At 32.2% G+C, this 20515-nt stretch carries 21 protein-coding genes; 2 read left to right on the top strand and 19 right to left on the bottom strand.

The genetic code is table 11. From position 1 onward, the window contains the following. Positions 1 to 37 precede the first annotated feature (37 nt). Together AC1RPW_RS05855 and AC1RPW_RS05850 are read right to left on the bottom strand one after the other, a co-directional pair. The gene (locus AC1RPW_RS05855) at positions 38 to 772 is read right to left on the bottom strand and encodes an amino acid ABC transporter ATP-binding protein (RefSeq protein ID WP_409022419.1); all 735 of its coding nucleotides are present in this window, start codon (positions 770 to 772) and stop codon (positions 38 to 40) included. Then, complete coding sequence (locus tag AC1RPW_RS05850) at positions 765 to 2225, bottom strand: ABC transporter substrate-binding protein/permease (RefSeq protein WP_481761715.1); 1461 nt, start codon at positions 2223 to 2225, stop codon at positions 765 to 767. The genes AC1RPW_RS05855 and AC1RPW_RS05850 overlap by 8 nt, the downstream gene beginning before the upstream one ends. A gap of 202 nt (positions 2226 to 2427) precedes the next feature. On the opposite strand from AC1RPW_RS05850, the gene AC1RPW_RS05845 reads away from it, so the two are divergent. After that, complete coding sequence (locus tag AC1RPW_RS05845; protein WP_409022417.1) at positions 2428 to 2580, top strand: SPJ_0845 family protein; 153 nt, start codon at positions 2428 to 2430, stop codon at positions 2578 to 2580. 37 nt (positions 2581 to 2617) lie between these two features. Here AC1RPW_RS05845 and AC1RPW_RS05840 read toward each other — a convergent pair whose 3' ends face one another. The 12 genes from AC1RPW_RS05840 to rpsO form a co-directional block, all read right to left on the bottom strand. After that, on the bottom strand, positions 2618 to 2911 hold the full coding sequence (locus AC1RPW_RS05840; RefSeq protein WP_409022416.1) for a nucleoside triphosphate pyrophosphohydrolase family protein: 294 nt from the start codon (positions 2909 to 2911) through the stop codon (positions 2618 to 2620). Beyond that, positions 2901 to 3506, bottom strand: a complete 606-nt coding sequence (gene yihA / locus AC1RPW_RS05835) for a ribosome biogenesis GTP-binding protein YihA/YsxC (RefSeq protein WP_481761714.1) — start codon at positions 3504 to 3506, stop codon at positions 2901 to 2903. Before yihA ends, AC1RPW_RS05840 begins: the two co-directional genes overlap by 11 nt. A gap of 119 nt (positions 3507 to 3625) precedes the next feature. Then, on the bottom strand, positions 3626 to 4078 hold the full coding sequence (locus tag AC1RPW_RS05830) for a hypothetical protein (RefSeq protein WP_481761713.1): 453 nt from the start codon (positions 4076 to 4078) through the stop codon (positions 3626 to 3628). 34 nt (positions 4079 to 4112) lie between these two features. After that, positions 4113 to 5180 carry a WxLIP family cell surface protein gene (locus AC1RPW_RS05825; RefSeq protein WP_409022413.1) on the bottom strand — a complete coding sequence of 356 codons (1068 nt, stop codon included), beginning with the start codon at positions 5178 to 5180 and terminating at the stop codon, positions 4113 to 4115. A 138-nt stretch (positions 5181 to 5318) separates the two neighbouring features. Beyond that, entirely contained in the window at positions 5319 to 6578 is a 1260-nt protein-coding gene (gene clpX / locus AC1RPW_RS05820; protein WP_409022412.1) for an ATP-dependent Clp protease ATP-binding subunit ClpX, read from the bottom strand. 177 nt (positions 6579 to 6755) lie between these two features. After that, complete coding sequence (tig, locus tag AC1RPW_RS05815; RefSeq protein ID WP_409022411.1) at positions 6756 to 8054, bottom strand: trigger factor; 1299 nt, start codon at positions 8052 to 8054, stop codon at positions 6756 to 6758. Positions 8055 to 8203: 149 nt separating this feature from the next. Further along, a complete protein-coding gene (gene tuf, locus AC1RPW_RS05810; protein WP_409022410.1) occupies positions 8204 to 9391 on the bottom strand; it encodes an elongation factor Tu in 1188 nt (395 codons plus the stop codon). Between the two features lie 315 nt (positions 9392 to 9706). Beyond that, entirely contained in the window at positions 9707 to 10627 is a 921-nt protein-coding gene (locus AC1RPW_RS05805; RefSeq protein ID WP_481761712.1) for a hypothetical protein, read from the bottom strand. A gap of 58 nt (positions 10628 to 10685) precedes the next feature. After that, positions 10686 to 12413, bottom strand: a complete 1728-nt coding sequence (locus AC1RPW_RS05800; RefSeq protein WP_409022408.1) for a ribonuclease J — start codon at positions 12411 to 12413, stop codon at positions 10686 to 10688. Positions 12414 to 12433: 20 nt separating this feature from the next. Next, positions 12434 to 13303 (bottom strand): 4-hydroxy-tetrahydrodipicolinate synthase, encoded by an 870-nt coding sequence (dapA, locus tag AC1RPW_RS05795; RefSeq protein ID WP_481761711.1) that lies wholly within the window; start codon positions 13301 to 13303, stop codon positions 12434 to 12436. A gap of 23 nt (positions 13304 to 13326) precedes the next feature. Beyond that, the gene (locus tag AC1RPW_RS05790; protein WP_481761710.1) at positions 13327 to 14376 is read right to left on the bottom strand and encodes an aspartate-semialdehyde dehydrogenase; all 1050 of its coding nucleotides are present in this window, start codon (positions 14374 to 14376) and stop codon (positions 13327 to 13329) included. A 147-nt stretch (positions 14377 to 14523) separates the two neighbouring features. Continuing rightward, complete coding sequence (rpsO, locus tag AC1RPW_RS05785) at positions 14524 to 14793, bottom strand: 30S ribosomal protein S15 (protein ID WP_409022405.1); 270 nt, start codon at positions 14791 to 14793, stop codon at positions 14524 to 14526. Positions 14794 to 15074: 281 nt separating this feature from the next. Between rpsO and rpsT the strand changes: the two genes are divergently transcribed. Further along, positions 15075 to 15329 carry a 30S ribosomal protein S20 gene (rpsT, locus tag AC1RPW_RS05780; RefSeq protein ID WP_409022404.1) on the top strand — a complete coding sequence of 85 codons (255 nt, stop codon included), beginning with the start codon at positions 15075 to 15077 and terminating at the stop codon, positions 15327 to 15329. A 51-nt stretch (positions 15330 to 15380) separates the two neighbouring features. On the opposite strand, the gene holA is transcribed toward rpsT, so the two are convergent. From holA to coaD, 5 genes are all read right to left on the bottom strand, one after another. Beyond that, on the bottom strand, positions 15381 to 16406 hold the full coding sequence (gene holA, locus AC1RPW_RS05775) for a DNA polymerase III subunit delta (RefSeq protein WP_481761709.1): 1026 nt from the start codon (positions 16404 to 16406) through the stop codon (positions 15381 to 15383). 5 nt (positions 16407 to 16411) lie between these two features. Beyond that, on the bottom strand, positions 16412 to 18430 hold the full coding sequence (locus tag AC1RPW_RS05770) for a DNA internalization-related competence protein ComEC/Rec2 (RefSeq protein WP_481761708.1): 2019 nt from the start codon (positions 18428 to 18430) through the stop codon (positions 16412 to 16414). 251 nt (positions 18431 to 18681) lie between these two features. Next, positions 18682 to 19161: a ComE operon protein 2 gene (locus AC1RPW_RS05765; protein WP_409022402.1), complete on the bottom strand. Its 480-nt coding sequence runs from the start codon at positions 19159 to 19161 to the stop codon at positions 18682 to 18684. 59 nt (positions 19162 to 19220) lie between these two features. Next, on the bottom strand, positions 19221 to 19826 hold the full coding sequence (locus AC1RPW_RS05760; RefSeq protein ID WP_481761707.1) for a helix-hairpin-helix domain-containing protein: 606 nt from the start codon (positions 19824 to 19826) through the stop codon (positions 19221 to 19223). 190 nt (positions 19827 to 20016) lie between these two features. After that, positions 20017 to 20514: a pantetheine-phosphate adenylyltransferase gene (coaD, locus tag AC1RPW_RS05755; RefSeq protein ID WP_481761706.1), complete on the bottom strand. Its 498-nt coding sequence runs from the start codon at positions 20512 to 20514 to the stop codon at positions 20017 to 20019. Position 20515 lies beyond the last annotated feature (1 nt).

The following is a 20515-nucleotide window of genomic DNA, read 5'->3' as shown; positions in this document are numbered from 1 at the left end:
TTCCAAATAGACGGGAGTCTATCTGAAATCTATTTTTTTACAATATCTTTGATAAAAAATCTTGCGCACGTTCTGACGTCGGATGATCAAAAACATCTTCTGGACGTCCTTTTTCTTGAATATATCCTTGATCCATGAACCAAATTTGATCTGCTACTTCTCTAGCAAAACCCATTTCATGTGTCACAACTACCATCGTCATTCCGTCACTAGCCAACGTTTTCATAACTTTAAGTACTTCTCCGACCATTTCAGGATCTAATGCTGAAGTTGGCTCATCGAATAAGAGTACTTCTGGATCCATGGCTAATGCTCTGGCAATCGCAACTCGTTGCTTTTGACCACCAGATAAACTATCTGGATATTGTAGTGCCTTATCTGCTAATCCAACTTTTTCTAATAAATTGGTAGCTATATCAGCTGACTCTTTATCTGATATATTTTTAACTTTCATGGGAGCCAATTTTATATTCTCAATTACATTCATATTTGGAAACAAATTAAAACCTTGAAAAACCATCCCCATTTTTTCTCTCAATTGATTTAAGTCTTTTTCATTTAAACTTGTTAAATTTTCACCTTCGAATAAAATATCCCCTGATGTAGGAACTTCAAGTAGATTCAGACAACGTAAAAAGGTACTTTTACCAGATCCTGATGGTCCAATCACACAGATAACCTGTCCTTTATCAACTGATTCAGAAATATCTTTTAAAACATCATTTTTTCCAAAGGATTTTCTTAATTTATTAACTTCAATAATTTTAGACATGCTTCATCTTCCCTTCAAAGTAATTTAATAATTTAGATAAGCTAAATGTTAAAACAAAGTAAATTAACATTGCAACAAAGATAGGCGCAATACCTTTATAAGTAGCTGATTGAACCATTTTCATCTGATAAATTAAATCAGTCACACCAATAATAGAAACAATTGAACTTTCTTTTATTAATGTTATAAATTCATTTCCCAGAGCTGGCCAAATATTTTTTAGTGCTTGTGGAATAATAACAGACTGATACGTCTCTTTCTGTGAAAGCCCCAAACTTCTTGCTGCTTCCATTTGTCCATCATCAACAGAAGAGATTCCCGATCGTATTACTTCAGCTATATATGCGCCTGAATTAAGCGATACAGCAATAATACCTGCAATTAGCGCTGGAATATTTACTAACATTCCAATACCGAAGTACACAAACATCACTTGAATCATTAGAGGCGTTCCACGAACAAATTCAATGTAGGATACTGCAATTACTTTAATCACTTTATTTTTGCCCAAACGCATGAGTGCTAGCAACGTTCCTAATATAACACCAACAATAACTGAAACCGCCGTTATTAATAAAGTATAACCAATTCCTTTGGCAAAATATTTCCAATAGTGAATCATTGTGTTATCCGATGTATTTTTTGTTAAATAATTACTAGCCTCAGGTAAATATGTCGTATTTATTAAATTTTTCTTTTTAATTTCTTTAATAGACTTATTTACAGCTGCCACCAAAGTATCGGAATTCTTTGCAAATCCGGCTGCAGCTCCCCTTGCATCAGGCGCTGAGATAAATCCAGGATTAACAACTGCTAATGAACTATCATTTTGTGCGTATGCTTTAGCAGTTGGTTCTTCCATGGCAACACCCGCTACCTTACCACTTTTAAGCGCTAAAATTAAATCGGTTACTTTAGCCAACCCTTTAATATTCACATTTTTTATTTGTTCTTTACTCATTGTATATTGAAGCGATCCAGTTTGAGCCCCAACTGATAGCCCAGAAAAATCATTTAAAGTCTTATATTTATCTTCATCAGTCTTATTAACCAACATCATTTGTTTTCCATTGTAATAAACATCTGAAAAATCAATACTTTTTTTACGATCATCCGACGGATTCATACCTGAAATAACCATATCAATTTTATTAGTTTCTAAGCCAACAAGTAATGAGTCAAAATCCATTTTCTTAATTACTAACTTAACTCCAATGTCTTTAGCAATTTTTTGTGCAATTGAAATATCAAATCCAACGATTTTATCATCGCCATTAACTGTTGTTTGAAATTCATAGGGTGGATAATCTGGACTTGTTCCAAGTACTAACGTTCCCTTATCCTTAACATTCTGTAAAGAGTTACCAGTTGCAGCACTTACTTGATTACTACCAACTAACATCATGAAAAATGCGATTAATATACCTATAAACCATTTTTTATTTATTTGCATCAATTTACTCCTCTTTTTTAATTTCTCTTATTAGTGAATAAATCGATTATATGCTACAAAGATTTTTTATGCAATTAAATACATATAATAAATGACTTTATACATATAAAAGTTATTTAAAGCGCTTTTTATGCATTAATCAGTTGTCTTGTATTCATTTTAATAAACTGTTATTCTATATTTACATAAGGAGGCTACAATTATGAGCTTAAAAATCCAACGCCAAGATAACTTGGAAAGTTTATTTGATAAATTTGCACTTGACCCTAAAGATCCTGCTAAAGTTGAACTTAAGTCTTCAGAAACGGAAGAGAAGCCTAGTTCTGATGTTAAAGAATCGAAACCTAAAAAATAAAAAAATTCAGATAAGTTATAAACTTATCTGAATTTTTTTATTTTTTAAATCCATCTGGGTAACGTTTATTTAATTTTAAAATATTATCTCTTGCAACATCATCAAATTCAATATCGGCCCATTCAGCAATTTGGGATAAATACCAAAGTACATCTCCCATTTCTTTAGTTAATTTCACTTTATCTAATTCTCGACCTTTAAAAGTATAATCTTTAATTAAATCAACTAATTGTCCACCTTCAGCCGCAACACCTAATGCACAATTTGTTAAAACTTGTTCAGTTCCATATAATGTGCGATTTGCTGCTTCTTGATATTCATTAAATTCCATTTTTTTCTCCTAGTTCTGTATGACTTTCAATCCATTGCCAAATCTCTTCTTTTCCAGATTTGTCTTGAGCCGAAAATAAAACAAAATCATCTTCAGGTGTCAAAGACAATGAACGTCTTATGATACTCTCATGTTGATTCCACTTACCACGAGAAATTTTGTCGCTCTTTGTCGCAACAACCAATACAGGAATATCGTAATAGTGAAGAAAATCAACCATTTGAACATCTAATTTTGTTGGCTCATGTCGAGCATCAACTAATGAAATGACCCCTCTTAAAGAAGTACGTTCTGCTAAATAGGTTTCAATCATTTGTCCCCACTTTGCACGTTCTGTTTTTGACACTTTTGCATATCCATATCCTGGAACATCTACGAAAAATAATTTTTGTTCCACGTTATAAAAGTTCAATGTTTGCGTTTTTCCAGGCTGACTAGAAGTTCTCGCATAACTTTTACGATTTATTAACGTATTTATTAATGATGATTTTCCAACATTAGAACGTCCTGACAGTGCAATCTCAGGAATACCATCTGTTGGATACTGTGCTGGTGCAACGGCACTCATAACAAGTTCAACATTATGAACATCCATATTAAACACCTTCCTTTCAATACTCAAACCATTTTACCATATAAAAATGTGTTAATGTAACTTAATCTGAATCAAAAAGCTTTACAACATGAATTAAATAATTCGATGTTGTAAAGCTTTTATTTTGTTGCTGCCGTTTGGATAATCCAAATTATTTGTACTTCCGAATATGTTACCACATGCGTTGTCAAAATCTGAATTAAAGTATTGGGCCAATAAAATAAATATTCCCCACTACTATCTTTAGCATTTGCTGTTATATTAGTTGAATCTCCAGAAATTAGATCACCATAAGTTCTTGGCATATTCTTTAATCCAGACTGTAACTTTGGCCGAAATAAGTCAACATGTACAATATCGTTTGACTTATATTGTAGCCTACCTTTCAATTGCCATGATGGTGTCAATCCATCAGTTGCGATTATTTGCAAATAAGGTGATTCTCTATTATTACTATCAGAATAAATTGCAAATTCTGAATTATTTTTCTTAACATATTTGTTAACCGTATTAGGTAACGTACTGTACCCATACGTTATGTCTGCAGACACACTTTTAAGTGTCACGAGCATACTGAAAAATAAAATAAATAATAATATTAAATACTTACTTATCAGCTTTTTTCTTATCAACATATCTTTTAATAAGGAAAAAGATTAGTATCACTAGGATTGCGAGACCAAGACCTAAAGCAACATACCATAGCGGATTTGTTGCTTTTTGTGGATCTCCAATAGCATCTTTGTTGTACTTACTTGCATCATCATTTGTAATTGTGAAGTTTTTATTGAATTTCCAAGTGTTTTTACCACTTGTTGCTACAGCCTTTAATGTGTAGTCTCCAGCTTCTAATTGACCCTTGTCATAAAGCATTGGGAATTTGAAATTTGAATTAGGAGCCATTGATAGGTTCTTTAATGTTGTATTTTCTAAAACATCTGTTGAACCCTTTTTCATAATTTCAGATTTAATTGTTAATTTAGGAATAATTACGGCTTTATCGTTTTGGAATACAGGGAATACACCTTTACGATAGTTTCTCATACCAGCTTTAACTGATAATAAATTCATATTTGGTTCAACCGTCTTCTTCTCTAAAATTTTAATTCCAATTGCATATGAATATGCATTTGAAATTGAAATCCCTTTTTTATTACTTGTTTCTTTAGTTGAATTATCAACTTTTTCAAAATACCAGCTACCTAACAAAACACCGTTGAAACTATCTTTTGGCATAGTAATTGTAGCCTTAACGATTTTACTTCCTTTAGCAGGAACTGTTACGACACTACCTGAATCTAACTTAGTAAGTGAAGCTAAAGGATATTTCATTGATTTATCAATATTCTTTTTTGCTAATTCTTTTGCATATTCAAGCTGACCATTATCATTTGTAGATGCTGTATAAACAGCATTACGAATTTTTAATGCTTTGTCTGATGAATTAAAGATTTTAACTGAAATCGTTTCTTTTTCCTTAGCATCCAATTTCAAATCAAAGTATGATTGTTTCAAACTAGCTTTAACTTGTTTATCAGATTGAATACTTTGAACACTGTACCCAATATTATTTGCAGGAGCCTTAGCTTCAACAGACTTATTGAATAACCCAAGTCCACCCAACAATACCCCAGAAAATCCGAACAAAATCGCTTTTTTTATTGTTTTATTCATGACGTCCACCCTTTATTATTTATTAAAATTATTAACCTTAAATTCATTATACTACATTTATATTCATTACTATGTCTTTTTTTTAGAGTGTACTCACTATATTTGACAGTCTTTAAATGACTATACTCTAACAAGACTTTAAGATGCTGCTTTCTTGCTCCCTTTAATTATTACAGGACCATCAGTTTGATCAACTGTTGCTTTAGTGATAATTACGCGCTCGATGTCTTCTTGGCTTGGAATATCAAACATAACATCACGCATTGTTTCTTCAATAATAGATCGCAAACCTCGTGCCCCAGTATCTCGCTTAATAGCAAGTTCGGCAACTCGTGACAATGCCTCAGGTTCGAATTCAAGCGTCACACCATCTAATTCAACAAGTTTTGTATATTGTTTAACCAATGCATTTTTAGGTTCCGTTAAAATTCGAACTAAATCTTCTTCTTTTAATTCTTCTAAAGCTGTCATAATTGGTAAACGACCAACAAATTCAGGAATTAATCCAAATTTTAATAAATCTTCTGGAATAATTTGTTGCATAACACTATTTTGTTCATCAATAGTTTCAGAATTGGATTCAGCACCGAAACCAATCGTTTTATCGCCTAATCGATTTTTGACCATTGTTTCAATTCCAGCAAATGCCCCACCAACAATAAATAAAATATTCTTAGTATCTATTTGAATTAATTCTTGTTGTGGGTGTTTACGTCCACCTTGAGGCGGAACACTTGCAATAGTACCTTCAAGAATCTTTAAAAGTGCCTGTTGAACACCCTCACCTGATACATCACGTGTGATTGAAACATTCTCACTCTTCTTAGCAATTTTATCGATTTCATCAATGTAGATAATTCCTTTTTCAGCTTTTGCAACATCATAATCTGCACTTTGCAATAATTTTAAAAGGATATTTTCAACATCTTCACCAACATATCCAGCCTCAGTTAAAGTAGTGGCATCTGCAATAGCAAATGGTACGTTTAAAATTTTAGCTAAACTTTGTGCTAAATATGTCTTACCTGATCCCGTAGGACCAACTAAACAAATATTACTTTTTTGTAATTCTGTTTCGTCATTATCTTCGTCAACTTCAAGCATATGATTAACTCGTTTATAATGATTATAAACCGCAACTGACAACGTTTTTTTAGATTGATCTTGCCCAATTACATAATCATTCAATTTATTCATAATTGCTTGTGGTTTTAATACAAGTAATGGTTCAGAATCCATTTGTTCCCTGAATTCCTCGTCGATAATTTCCTTACATAAATCAACACATTCATTACAAATATAAACACCAGGTCCAGCAACGATTTTCATTACTTGATCTTGTGACTTACCGCAAAAAGAACAATTTACGGGTCCGCCTTCTTCAGTATTTTCGAACATTTTACCACCTCGTATTTTTCTTCTCATCTTTTACTTTATGCATACCTATAGTACCAAATAAAGCAATATTTCGCGAATATTTACGTTCAAATGTATTTAACAAAAAAGATTGAAGCTAATAAACTCGCTTCAATCTCATTCATTCAAAATGATTAATCAAAATATCCGATTAATTATTTATTTTTTCATTTTTGCTTCTTCAACTGCTGAGTCAGCTAACTCGTCAACAACTTTCTTGATAGCAATATCATGTTTTACCATATCGTCTGAAAGAGCAGAACGAACTGCTTCTTCTTCCATACCATATTGTTCTGCTAAGTTTGATATTTCAGATGAAACTTCTTCTTCAGAAGGTTCAATTTTTTCAGCGGCAACGATAGCTTCTAACACAAGATTTGTTTTAACACGACGTTCTGCGCCTTCTTCAAATTGTTTGTGTAAATCGTCTTCACTTGTTCCTGTTAATTGGAAGTACATCTTTGTGTCAATTCCTTGTTGTTGCATATTTGCAAGGTATTGATCCATTTGGCGATGAACATCTTCTTCAATCATTGAATTAGGAATTTCATCAACTTTAGCATTATCAACTGCTAATTCAATTGCTGCATCTTGAATTGCTTCCTTAGCTGCAGCTTCTTTTGTTTCTTTAATTTGATCTTTTGTTTTTGCTTGTAATTCTTCAAGCGTATTAACTTCTTCATCAACATCTTTAGCAAATTCATCATCCATTTCTGGAAGTTCTTTGCCTTTGACTTCATGAACTTTAACAGCAAATACTGCTTCTTTACCACGTAAGTCTTCAGCTTGGTAATCTTCAGGGAATGTAACTTTTACGTCAACATCCTCTCCAGCTTTATGTCCTACCAATTGGTCTTCAAATCCAGGAATAAATGAATTTGAACCTAATTCAAGAGTATAATTTTCTGATTTTCCACCATCAAATGCAACGCCATCAACTTTACCTTCAAAATCAATGATAACAGTGTCGCCAGAAATAGCTGCTTCGTCTTCTTTAAGTACAAGTTCAGCTTGTTGTTGACGTTTTGCTTCTAAACTATCTTCTACGTCTTTTTTAGTTACTCGACGTGATTGTTTAGGAACAGTTAATCCTTTATAGTCACCTAATTCAACTTCTGGTTGAAGTGTAACTTTAGCTTTAAGGACCCATGTAGAATCTTTTTCTAAACTATCAATGTTAATATCAGGTTGATCAACGGGTGATACTTTAACTTCTTCAAGTGCCTTTTCGTATGCTTCTGGCAATAGAATGTTTAAAGCATCTTCGTATAATGATTCTTCACCATACATTCTGTTAAATACTTGACGTGAAACTTTTCCTTTACGGAATCCAGGAACAGTTAAATCTTTCTTAACTTTTAAGAAAGCTTTTTCCAATCCTTCTTTAATTTTATCAGTTTCAATTTCGAATGTTATTTCTCCATTGTTTTTACCTGTTTTTTCAAATTTTGCTGACATTGTTTTCCCTCCGGTAGAACAAAAATTTTATATTCGTACTATTTATATACTTGTCTATTTTACCGTATCATTACTAGATTGTAAATGGTTATAAAAAAAAATTCGAAAAGCAAAAGCTTTCCGAATTTCTTTTTTTAATTAATTAAAAATTAATCATCAATTTCTGAAACGACTCCGGCACCAACAGTACGGCCACCTTCACGAACAGTAAATTTAAGACCTTTTTCAATAGCAACTGGGGCGATTAATGATACTGTAAATGTAACGTTATCACCAGGCATAACCATTTCTACACCTTCTGGTAATTCAATAACACCAGTAACATCAGTTGTATGGAAGAAGAATTGAGGACGGTAGTTTGAGAAGAATGGAGTATGACGTCCACCTTCTTCCTTAGAAAGGATATAAACTTCGCCTTTGAATAATTTGTGAGTTTTGATTGAACCAGGTTGTGCAAGAACTTGTCCACGTTCGATTTGTTCGCGATCAACACCACGGAGTAAAGCACCAACGTTATCGCCGGCTTCACCTTCGTCAAGTGTTTTACGGAACATTTCGATACCTGTAACTGTTGTTTTAAGAACATCTTCATGTAAACCAACAATTTCAATATCGTCTCCGACTTTAACTGTACCACGATCGATACGACCTGAAGCAACAGTTCCACGACCAGTAATTGTAAATACATCTTCAACTGGCATTAAGAATGGTTGGTCTGTAGGACGAACTGGTGTTGGGATGTATGAATCAACAGTATCCATTAATAATTCAACTTGTTTTACAGCTTCTGGATCGCCTTCAAGGGCTTTAAGAGCTGAACCACGGATAACAGGAATATCATCGCCTGGGAAATCATATTCGCTTAATAATTCACGAACTTCCATTTCTACAAGGTCTAATAATTCTTCATCATCAACCAAATCAGTTTTGTTTAAGAACACGATAAGGTAATCAACACCAACTTGGCGAGCAAGTAAGATATGTTCACGTGTTTGAGGCATAGGGCCATCAGTTGCGGCTACAACTAAGATAGCACCATCCATTTGTGCAGCACCAGTGATCATGTTTTTAACGTAATCAGCATGTCCTGGAGCATCGATATGTGCGTAATGACGTGCAGCTGTTTCGTATTCAACATGGGCAGTATTGATAGTAATACCACGTTCACGTTCTTCAGGTGCAGCATCGATTGAAGCGAAATCTGCTGCTTCACCGAAACCGTTGTCTGATAATACTTTACTAATTGCAGCTGTTAAAGTTGTCTTCCCATGATCGACATGTCCAATAGTACCAATATTAACATGGGGTTTTGTTCGTTCGTAATGTTCTTTTGCCATGAATAAGAGCCTCCTAGTGTTTTTGTAAGAATAAAACAGTTTTAGAAAATCTAACCCTGATGATTCTTTGTTTTTATTATACTACTTCTTTATTTAATAACAAAATACATTATCATCAAATAAAGAAGAATCCTTAAAATATTATATAGACTGTTTAGAGTTTTGTAAATACCTATTTAAAGAATACTGAAACTTTTTATCTCGTCTTAAAATAACCTGGTTAAATCTACGCTCATACAACTAAATCTAAGTGAAATTTTGGATTCTTTATTAGAATATCATAGATTACTGTAAACGGCTAGCTTTACCTAATCATTAATTCATAATTTCAGTTAATTCTTTCGAAAGTAATGCATTTAATTCAACCATATACGTTAAATTTTCAGTCCTTTTAAAAGTGGATTCCATACCTAACTCACTTTTTACTAATTCAATCCATTCTTTCTCAATACCCAAAAAATCACTTGCAAAAGGATAAATCATCCCCAATTTTAAATTTAACATATGATTTAAAGAATTATTCATTTGTACATCAATAGTTCCCTCATCATTTTTTGTTAATTGATTAATTGTCAGTAATACAGGTTCATTTTCATTTGCAACTAATTTTTTTACGTCAATTTTTTTCTGAGTTCCATCAACCCATAAATAGTTTATTATTTCAATATTATTAGGTATCTTTTGTACCTCTTGCAATAGACTTGATTTTATAATTGGATGTACGTCTTTATCCATAAATATTTTTTGACAAGCATCTAAGAATTCATTTTTAGGTAGTACCAGTCCACTTTGAACAATTTGTTGCTGTCCAAAAAAGTCCACTGAACCTAAGTGTGCAAATTGACGTTCATTTTGTCTAAGTTGTTTATCGAATTTTTCACGGCATTCATTTTCAGCATCCAAAACTAGTGATGTGGCAAAAGGTTGCTCTTTAACCAATTGCCAAGCTCGAATAAATTTATTGTTTTTTAACAGTATATTTAAATAAACTGCAAATTGATCCCCACGTTTTAAGTAATCGCTATAAAATTCGTCAGCGATAATTAACGCTTCTTGAAATTGAGCATCCAAAACTAGAGAATTAACCAATAATTTATTATTTTTAAAACTACGATGACCATCATAATTTTTTGTGAATAATTGTGATGCTAGTTGATAATTTTTGTCACTTACAGCCTTTTTTGCTAACTGATAATTTTGTTTCTCTTGGTCGGGAAACGGAATAATTTCTGCCATAATATCCTCTATTTATTCTAAAAAAAGGGATAACAACATTTGTGTTATCCCTTTTTGATTATTTTTCGTTATTTTTTGTTTCCGCCGGTTTAACTTCTTTAGACTTTGTTGATTTTCTATGATACTGATTAATTTCCATAATAACAGGTAAAATAACTGGACGTCGTTTTGTTTGTTCATATAGGAAATGACTCATTTTTTCACGAACATCTTGTTTTAAATGTCCCCAATCAAATTCTTTATTGTTCAAATTATCTTGTACTGTTTCTGACACAATTTCAGCACTCTTTTCAATTAAATCAAGGCTCGTTTTTGTATAAACAAATCCTCTTGATGTAATTTTAGGCTTGTTTATGATTTTTTTCTTTTTACGATCAATTGTGACGACTGCAATAAAAATACCATCTTCAGAAAGTATTTTACGATCTCTCAGTACAATATTTCCAATATCACCAACACCAATACCATCAATCATGGTATTTCCTGCTTCAACTTGCGATCCTAAATTCATTTTTCCTTCAGAATAACTTAAAACATCACCCTTACCAGTAATAAAGATATGATCATATGGCATTCCTAATGTATGTGCTAAATCAGCATGTGCCGCAAGTAATCGATATTCACCTTGAATTGGAACCAGGTATTTTGGTTTCATTAAATTGATCATTAGTTGTAAATCATTTTGACCAGCATGACCTGAAGAATTTAATTCATCAGAAATTGCTTTCACATCAGCTCCTGCTCGGTAAATGAGATCTCTTGTCTTTGCCACATTAGTTTCCATAGCTTTTGACGTTGTTGTCGTAATGAAAACAAGATCTCCTTCATGAATATTAACAGTTGAATGTTGATTTAAAGCCATTCGCTGTAATGATTTTAAAGGTTCACCCATTTTACCTGTTTCCAATATAATTAGTTGATCATCGTCATATTTGCTAATATCACTCATTGGAACAATTAAATTTTCATCAGGAAGAACTAATTTCTTCAAATCCATAGCTGTTTTAACGATTTTTTCAACATCGTGTCCTGTTAATATAACCTTTCGATGACTTTCCTTTGCAGCATTTAGTATCTGTTGTACTCGTAATATATTTGATGCCACACAGGCAACAATAATACGACCTTTTTGATATTCAAATGTTTCATTAATGTATTCGTCAATTGCACTTTCATTGACTGTTGGGAATGGGTTCTCAGCATTAGCTGAATCACTTAATAACGCTAAAACACCATTCTTACCAATCTCAGCTAAACGTCCAAAATCTGTTTGGTAAACTGGTGCCGCAGCTTGATCGAACTTAAAATCACCTGTATAAACAATCTGCCCTTCATCAGTACCTAAAACGATTCCTAATGATTCAGGAATTGAATGGGTCGTTTTAAAGAATGAAATTGTCGTTTTACCAAAATCAATCTCAGTCTGATCATTAACAACGTGAAAATCAGAAAATTTACTTGCCTTAGGATCATTTTCAATATTAATTTTTGCTAATGCAATTGTTAATTCTGATCCAAAAACAGGCACATCAAATTCACTCACAAAGTATGGTAATGCACCAATTGCATCTGCATGCCCATGTGTTAAGAAAACACCTACAATTCGTTCTTTATTTTCTCTCAAATAACTAAAATCAGGAATTACAATATCAATCCCTAATAAGCCATTTTCTGGATACATTAATCCAGAATCAAAAATAAATAGATCATCATCCACTTCAACGACATACATATTTTTACCATTTTCTCGAACGCCACCAAGTGGAATTATTTTAACTTTACTCATTACTTCACCTCTTACATATTTTATATTTTTAGTATTTTCACTAGTTGATTTATTTCATTGTCAGTTAATGCCTCTATTGGTAAACGACACCCACCTACTAAGATACCCTTGTAATTTAAAGCTGCTTTAGCTGGTCCAGGAGATGGAAGAGAAAAAAGTGCAGCCATTTTTGGCGTCAACTCTCTTTGAATATCTCCTGCAAGCTTAATATTTCCATCTTGTACAGCTTGATACATTTTAGTCATTTCAATACCAAATATATGGCTTGCAACAGAAATAACACCACTTGCTCCTAAGATTTTTGCAGTCAAACTATCCGTATCTTCACCAGTATACACCAAGAAATCATCTGGCGTTTGTTCAACAATACGACTTAAATTTTCACTACCTGTACAATCTTTAATACCAATAATATGATTATTATTAGATAACTTAACAATTGTTTCAACAGTCATAGTTACGCCTGTACGACCCGGAATATTATAAATGAAAATAGGCAATTTCGAAGCATTTGCAACTGCTTCAAAATGAGCAATCATACCTTTTTGATTAGGCTTATTATAGTATGGCACAACAACTAAAGCTGCGTCCACACCAGTAATAGCGGCTACCTCATTGGTAAAATCAATTGTCTCCATAGTATTATTTGATCCTGTACCAGCCATAATTGGAACTCTACCATTAACTATTGCCACTGTTTTTTTAATCAAATTTAATTTTTCAGAATGATTCAACGTAGGCGATTCGCCCGTAGTACCATTAACCAGGATACCTTTTGAACCTGTTAAAATTAAATGTTCAATTAATTTAATTAAGCGATCTTCATCCACTTGATTCTGATCATTAAATGGTGTGACCATAGCTGTCATTATATCTACATTTTCAAACATTCGCTTAATTCACTCCTTTCTTTTTACTTTGGAACTCTTAATAAATCTAATTCATGCAATTTTTCAGCAATTTGAACTGAATTCCATGCAGCACCTTTTAACAAATTATCCGAAACGACCCATAATTGGAAGGCATTATCCTGTTCTAAATCAGCTCTAACACGACCAACAAATGTATCTTTCTTACCAGTGGCATTAATTGCTTGTGGATATATCTGTTGTTCCGGATTATCTTGTAAAACCACACCGGGTGCATCTGCAAGAATATTTTGAATTTGTTTAACAGAAGCATCATGACTTTCAACTTCAAACCAAACAGATTCCGAATGGCTAACAACAACTGGTACACGTACACATGTTGCAGTAACTTGAATATCTTGATTAGACATTATTTTCTTCGTTTCATGAATCATTTTCCATTCTTCATGTGTATAACCTGTGTCTTCAAAAACATCAATTTGTGGTAGTGGATTAAATGCAATTGGATAATGCTTTTTATCACCAGAAGCTGGTAAAATCTTTGCTTCCATCTCTTCGCCATCAAGATAAGCTTGTGTTTCATCTTTTAATTCTTGAATAGCTAAGTTTCCAGCACCACTAACAGCTTGCATTGTTGTAACAACAACCTTCTTTAAACCGTAATTTTTACGAATTGGTTCTAGTGCAACTACCATTTGGATAGTTGAACAATTTGGGTTAGCAATTAGTCCTTTGTGTTCATAAAGTGCCTGTTCATTAACTTCAGGAACTACTAGTGGGACATCAGGATCCATTCTAAACGCACTAGTGTTGTCTACAACAACTGCACCACGTTTAATTGCTTCAGGTGCAAACTTTTTAGATACACTACCGCCAGCAGAAAATAGAGCCAAATCAACATTCTCAAAAGAATCAGATGTTGTTTCTTCTACGATAACATCCTGACCTTTAAATTTTAATACTTGTCCTGCAGAACGTTTAGATGCCAAATATTTAATACTATTGATGGGTAAACTTGTTTCTTCTAGCATTTGAATCATTCGTGTTCCAACAGCGCCTGTAGCACCGACAACCGCAACTCTATATCCGTCCATTGAAAAAAACCTTCTTTTTCTTTATTTGAATCTCAATTATACCATAAAATTTATGAACGTTTTACATTTAACTCACTTATAGTAGACATATCTTAAATTTTAAAAATAAAAAAAGCAAAACTCTTATTAAGAGTTTTGCTTTTAGTTTTAACGACGAAGACCTAAGCGTTGGATCAATTCACGGTAACGTTGAATATCTTTGTTACGTAAATATGCTAAAAGGTTACGACGATGTCCGATTTTCTTCATCAAACCACGTTGTGAAGCGAAATCTTTTTTATGAACGCCGATATGTGCATTCAATTCAACGATATCTGCAGTAAGTACAGCGATTTGTACTTCAGCAGAACCTGTATCGCCTTCTTGACGAGCATATTCGTTCATAATTTCTGTTTTCTTTTCATTTGTAATTGCCATTAGTGTTTCCCACCTTTCTGAATCTAAATGCCTAAAACCGAGTAAGTCGTCGGTGAGACGTCAACAAACTAAGTTAAAGGTTACTTGGAACAAATCTAACCTTACTAAAATTTAGAGTATATTGCAAGTTTTTTATAACTTCTCTTATCTAATTATTACTATCAAGTAAAAATCCTTTACAAGTTTTCATTGCATTAACTAATTTGGTTAGGTATAATAATGGTTGTTGAAATATTTGTTGAGAACCAATAAGGTGATCATGATAAGTGGAGGTGACTTAAATGCCAATTATTCAATCTGCAATTAAACGTGTAAAAACGAATGAAAAAGCAAACGTTAAAAATGCTGCTCAATTAAGCACAATGCGTACTGCTGTAAAGAAGTTTGAACAAGCTAAGACTGCTGGTGCCGATAATGTAGATGCTTTATACAAAGCTGCTATTACTGCAATCGACAAAGCACATTCTAAAGGTTTGATCAAAGAAAACAAAGCTGCTCGTGATAAGTCTCGTATGGCTGCTCGTTACGCTAAATAAGTTTTCAGAAAAATACCCAGTAGATTAATAATCTACTGGGTATTTTTTATTTTATACATCTATACGATTAATTTGAAGCATAAATAATGAGAATAATCCTTCTTGATCTTGTTGTGTCGTCTTCATTGCTTTTTCTAAATCAATTAACGCTAAATAAATTTTCCTCAAATCACTTCTATTAAATTTCTTTATCTTTTGAAGTGCCAACTTAATTCGATAAGGATGCACTTTTAAAACACTAGCTAAATCTCCTTGTGAGTAACCTTTATCTTGCAAAATTTTCACTTGTAATAATAATCTAAATTGTCCCAATAATATTGCATTTATCTTAATTGGCTCTTCATTTTGTAAAATTAAATCATGATACAACGTTACTGATTTTTCAATATTATTTGAAATAACAACATCTACTAAATCAAATATATTTTGTTCTAAAGTTTTAGAAACTAAATTTTCAACAGATGATAATGTAATTCGGTGGGTTTCAAAATTATACAAAAATAACTTTGGCAATTCATTCATGATTGTTGATAATTCTGTATTGGTTCTTTCTAGAAATAATTCCAAAGCGTTTTCATCTATTTCAAATGATTTGTTAGCCATCTCTTGGGCTATAAACTGTCGCGTTGCACGCTCATTTAACGGTTGATTATCAATAACTAGACTAAATTTTTTAAGCATCTTACTAATCTTTTTACGACCATCTAATTCTTTATAAGGCGCAAATATAACTACAATACTTGTTGGTTCCGGATGAGCTAAATAAGATAAAAGACCATCAATATCGTGTTCAATTTTTCTTTTTTTAGTGTCTGACGTTAGAAAAAAAGGATTTTGAATAAAAATTAAGCGCTTATCACCAAAAAAAGGAACAGACATCGCATCATCTAATGCTTTAGCCAACGGAACCTCCTCCATATCATATTTACCTAAATTCATCGTTCTCTCTTCTTCAGGTATCAACTCAGTAAATGCTTTTTTTACATCTTCCATTAAATAAGTCTCATTACCTAAGACAAGATTTACTGGCTTCACATTTTCAAGAGATAACGTTGAAATTATTGCCTGTGAATTCATATTTATCAGCTCTTTTCATTGTTAAAAACTTCTAATTTTTCTTTATAATTTTGAAACTTGCTGATTCTTATCATACCATGCTCTGCTGTACTAACAAACGGTATTCGATATTTTTTCAAAGTATCTAATGTTTCTTGATGTGGGTGGCCATATCTATTATTCTTACCAGCAGAAATCACCGCTAACTTCGGTTTTATTTGATCAATAAATATTGGATCAGTCGCAGTTTTACTGCCATGATGACCTGTTTTAAGAATTGATATTTGTAAATTGGGATATTTTTGAATAACCTTTTTTTCACCAGCTCGGTCCAAATCGCCAGTAATAAGATAGCTATATTTCCCGATTGTTCCAAATAAAACAAGAGAATCTTCGTTTTTTCCTATACCTTGATTAAAAGGATGTAGAATCATCAATTCAGCATCCTGTTTTTTACTATTATCTGTCATAGGTATCACCATTTTAGGCGGTCGAGTAGATTCTATTTTTTTAATGAATTGTGGCAGTTGTTCCATTCCAGATGGAACAATCATTCTATCGACGTCTATTTTGGTTAATATAGACGGAAAATTACCTATATGATCTGCATCTTGATGCGTCAAATATAAATAGTCTATATGACTGATTCCTTTGCTTAATAAATAATTAGTAATAATTTTTTCACCAGAAGTTTGATACTCCTTTCTAGTTCGCCAGCTATCCATCTTAAAATGAACTTTACCGCCTGTATCTACTAATGTAATTTGCCTATTAAACGGCTTTCTTATCAATGTTGAATCCCCTTGACCAATGTCAAAAAAAACGACTTCTTGCCGAATTGGAAAATGGATCCATAGAAATACCATAACATAGAAACTAACTAATATTGCCCATCTTTTAATACACGAAGGATGTAAAAAACATGTTAAGGTGCACATGAAAAATAGCATGCACATATTTAAACTGGGTTTACCAAACGTTATCGTTAATGGTAAACGTGCTAGTTCATCAAAAAAATAAATAAACGTTTTTAATACAGTATTTATCCCATCCATAACAACCTTAAAATGAATCCCAACCATTCCTCCAAAAATTACAATTGGTAGGATTAAGAATTCAAAAATAGGAATAATAAAAATACTAAGTACAATTGATAGAACATTCCACTGATAAACGTTGAAAAAAATAAATGGCAAACTAAATAAGTTTAGCCAAATACCTGATTCAAAAGTACCTTTATTCTCCATAAAGATTAGTAGTAATGACATTAGATAGCTCAACTGACCGCCAAATGTGAACAGTACTTGTGGTTCAATCACCAATCCTATTAACAAAGCGAAACACCAAACCGTAATCCCTTGGACAGGTTTATCAATTAGTTCACAAATAAGTTGAACCATACACATAAAAATTGCACGTCGTAAACTACTAGATTCCCCTGCAATAACTAAATAGCATGGAAGTAAAAAAAGTAATCCTTTGGCTACTGTCTCACGTGGGATTAATAGTCTATTTCCTAACGTTCTTATTAACATCACAAAATAATATACATGTAAACCCGATAAACAGAATAAATGAATTAATCCTAATTGTCTTATAGAGGCTAAATCCTGATTGAATTCCTGAGTCTTATCACCAATTACCAAAGCATTCAAAAATTTATCTAACGGATTGGATAAAGAATTAAAATAACTTTTTAATTCTGCTCGTAATTCATGTAACTTACTTATCACGGATTCAAGCGATAAATTCATGACATTTTTTTCACTATTATTAACTTTTATAATAGTCATACTATTGTAAATTGATTTAGTTCGCATAAAACTTTGATAATCAAACTCGTTTTCATTTGTCGCTGATTTAATTTTTTGTAGCTTAGCATCAACGTTTATAATTTTAGTGTGTTTATTATGTTTAATCTTATTGAGTTCATTTTGTGACTTACAGTTATAAAATCCTCGAATTTTTTGTGAATTAGAAATTATTTGTCCATCAAAACTAACCAAATCACCATTGATTGAATAATCATCAGGGTAAATTTTCACATTAACATTTTGTACCTCTTTTTCAACTACAACTTGCTTCTGGCTTTCCTTCGCATTACTGTAAAAATAAATACCAAAAATTAAAATACAGACACAACAAATATAAAAAGTTATCGAACGTTTTAACGTAATAATTCGTATAAAAATAACGATAGCGAAAATAATCCAAATAGGATTGTAATTTACAACATATAAACTTGTTATTCCAATAACTAACGTCGCAAAAAATAGATCAACTGCTTCAACTGATTTTATTCTGAAAATATTTTATTCAGAACAATTTCTTCAATATAATTTTTATCAACTTTTACTTGCTCAAAAATAACATTATTTCTTTCTAATAGTGATATGGCATAATCATCATTATGATAATTACGTAAATAATATATTTTTTTCACGCCGGATTGAAGTAGCATTTTTGTACACTGTAAACAAGGAAAATCTGTCACATAAATTTCTGAATTATCTGTCGCTGAGCCAAACTTTGCACACTGTAAAACTGCATTCATTTCTGCATGAATCGTTCGTACACAATGTCCGTCTACAAGGTAGCAACCTTCATCTATACAATGTACATCCCCTGAAACAGCGCCGTTATATCCGCCTGCAATAATCCGTTTATCTCTAACAAGTATCGCACCAACAGATAATCTTTCACATGTACTTCTTAATGATAGTAATGCAGCTTGCGTCATAAAATATTGATCCCAAGGAATTCTATTATCAGGCATTTAGGTATTTCCTTCTTTCATTTTTTTATAGTATATCAAAAATAAATCTTTAAAAAAAGTTAGACCGCTAATGAGTCCTTTAGACTTTCATATGTTTTATCACCGATGCCGCCAACTTCTTTTAATTCATCCGTAGTTTTAAACGATTGATGTTCTTCTCTATATTGTAAAATTTGTTCTGCTTTTTTTGGTCCAATTCCAGTCAACCCTTGCAGTTGTTCTTTCGTTGCGGTGTTTAAATTAACCGTTGATTCATCATTCGATTTATCCTGAGTTCCTGTAGTAGACCCTGCATCCATAACAGAAGATCCTTGGGCAGTAGTAGCTGCTACTTTATTTTCTTTTACTTCCCCTTTTGCCGGAACATATATAACCATCTCATCTGTTACTTTTTGAGCTAAATTAATCTGTTTCTGATCAGCGTTAGATAAAAATCCCTCAGCTAAATCGATTACCTGACTAATTCTCATTCCTGTTTTCATTGTGTATATACCTGGTTTTTTTATATTTCCTTTGATATCCACAACGATTTTCCCACCATTTGAGGTTTCTAAATGGCTTGATATATTTTTTTCCGAGCTAGACGACGTACTAGTAATACTATTAACTAACATATCATCTGTTTTGCTACTTTTATGTTGTGTAACTATTGAAAAAATGGTCAATGCTATTACAGATACCACACAAATAATGATAATTTTTCGATATTCAATTCAAATTTTTTTTATTTGATCCATCTTATCCACCTCCCTCTTATATTTAAATACGCAAAAAAACGAATTTCATTTAAAATGAAATTCGTTTTTTTCCTTAAATCATTATCACGTATTTTAATGATGATTCATTTTATTTAAGTTAATCTTCCTTACTAATTACTTCATGACATTTTTTAATCATAGCTACTTTTATATGATTAGGTACCATATTTGAAATATCTCCATCAAATTTAAATATTTCTTTCATTAAACTTGAGGAAATATGTGCGTATTTAGGATTAGCAAGCATCAATACAGTTTCCACTGTTTCATCTAACTCTTTGTTCATCAATGCAATATCTTTTTCATATTCAAAATCCCTATTATTTCTAACACTACGAATAATTATTTTAGCATCTAATTGGTGCATTAAGTTAATCGTTAAATCTGATTCAACACTAACTACTTCTACATTTGCTAATGAAAAGGTAGCTTCACTAATCAAATCTACCTTTTCATCAGCTGTAAACAATGACTTCTTTTTAGTATTAGTCATAACTGCGACAATAACTTTATCAAAAATTTGGCTTGATCGAACAATAATATCTAAGTGTCCATTAGTTAATGGATCGAAACTTCCCGGAAAAACTGCATTCATT

Source organism: Dellaglioa sp. CoH-55-MRSF-8, assembly GCF_056782195.1.
This window is presented reverse-complemented; position numbering and strand designations above follow the sequence as displayed.

What these genes read in the sequence shown, in the direction of transcription:
- AC1RPW_RS05840 (WP_409022416.1), bottom strand. Translation starts at nt 2,911, where the DNA reads ATGGAATTTAATGAATATCAAGAAGCAGCAAATCGCACATTATATGGA.
- clpX (WP_409022412.1), bottom strand. Translation starts at nt 6,578, where the DNA reads ATGTTCGAAAATACTGAAGAAGGCGGACCCGTAAATTGTTCTTTTTGC.
- holA (WP_481761709.1), bottom strand. Translation starts at nt 16,406, where the DNA reads ATGAATTCACAGGCAATAATTTCAACGTTATCTCTTGAAAATGTGAAG.
- rpsO (WP_409022405.1), bottom strand. Translation starts at nt 14,793, where the DNA reads ATGGCAATTACAAATGAAAAGAAAACAGAAATTATGAACGAATATGCT.
- rpsT (WP_409022404.1), top strand. Translation starts at nt 15,075, where the DNA reads ATGCCAATTATTCAATCTGCAATTAAACGTGTAAAAACGAATGAAAAA.
- AC1RPW_RS05765 (WP_409022402.1), bottom strand. Translation starts at nt 19,161, where the DNA reads ATGCCTGATAATAGAATTCCTTGGGATCAATATTTTATGACGCAAGCT.
- AC1RPW_RS05790 (WP_481761710.1), bottom strand. Translation starts at nt 14,376, where the DNA reads ATGGACGGATATAGAGTTGCGGTTGTCGGTGCTACAGGCGCTGTTGGA.
- dapA (WP_481761711.1), bottom strand. Translation starts at nt 13,303, where the DNA reads ATGTTTGAAAATGTAGATATAATGACAGCTATGGTCACACCATTTAAT.
- AC1RPW_RS05805 (WP_481761712.1), bottom strand. Translation starts at nt 10,627, where the DNA reads ATGGCAGAAATTATTCCGTTTCCCGACCAAGAGAAACAAAATTATCAG.
- AC1RPW_RS05850 (WP_481761715.1), bottom strand. Translation starts at nt 2,225, where the DNA reads ATGCAAATAAATAAAAAATGGTTTATAGGTATATTAATCGCATTTTTC.
- tuf (WP_409022410.1), bottom strand. Translation starts at nt 9,391, where the DNA reads ATGGCAAAAGAACATTACGAACGAACAAAACCCCATGTTAATATTGGT.
- AC1RPW_RS05830 (WP_481761713.1), bottom strand. Translation starts at nt 4,078, where the DNA reads ATGCTCGTGACACTTAAAAGTGTGTCTGCAGACATAACGTATGGGTAC.
- AC1RPW_RS05825 (WP_409022413.1), bottom strand. Translation starts at nt 5,180, where the DNA reads ATGAATAAAACAATAAAAAAAGCGATTTTGTTCGGATTTTCTGGGGTA.
- AC1RPW_RS05855 (WP_409022419.1), bottom strand. Translation starts at nt 772, where the DNA reads ATGTCTAAAATTATTGAAGTTAATAAATTAAGAAAATCCTTTGGAAAA.
- tig (WP_409022411.1), bottom strand. Translation starts at nt 8,054, where the DNA reads ATGTCAGCAAAATTTGAAAAAACAGGTAAAAACAATGGAGAAATAACA.
- yihA (WP_481761714.1), bottom strand. Translation starts at nt 3,506, where the DNA reads ATGGATGTTCATAATGTTGAACTTGTTATGAGTGCCGTTGCACCAGCA.
- AC1RPW_RS05800 (WP_409022408.1), bottom strand. Translation starts at nt 12,413, where the DNA reads ATGAGTAAAGTTAAAATAATTCCACTTGGTGGCGTTCGAGAAAATGGT.
- coaD (WP_481761706.1), bottom strand. Translation starts at nt 20,514, where the DNA reads ATGAATGCAGTTTTTCCGGGAAGTTTCGATCCATTAACTAATGGACAC.
- AC1RPW_RS05845 (WP_409022417.1), top strand. Translation starts at nt 2,428, where the DNA reads ATGAGCTTAAAAATCCAACGCCAAGATAACTTGGAAAGTTTATTTGAT.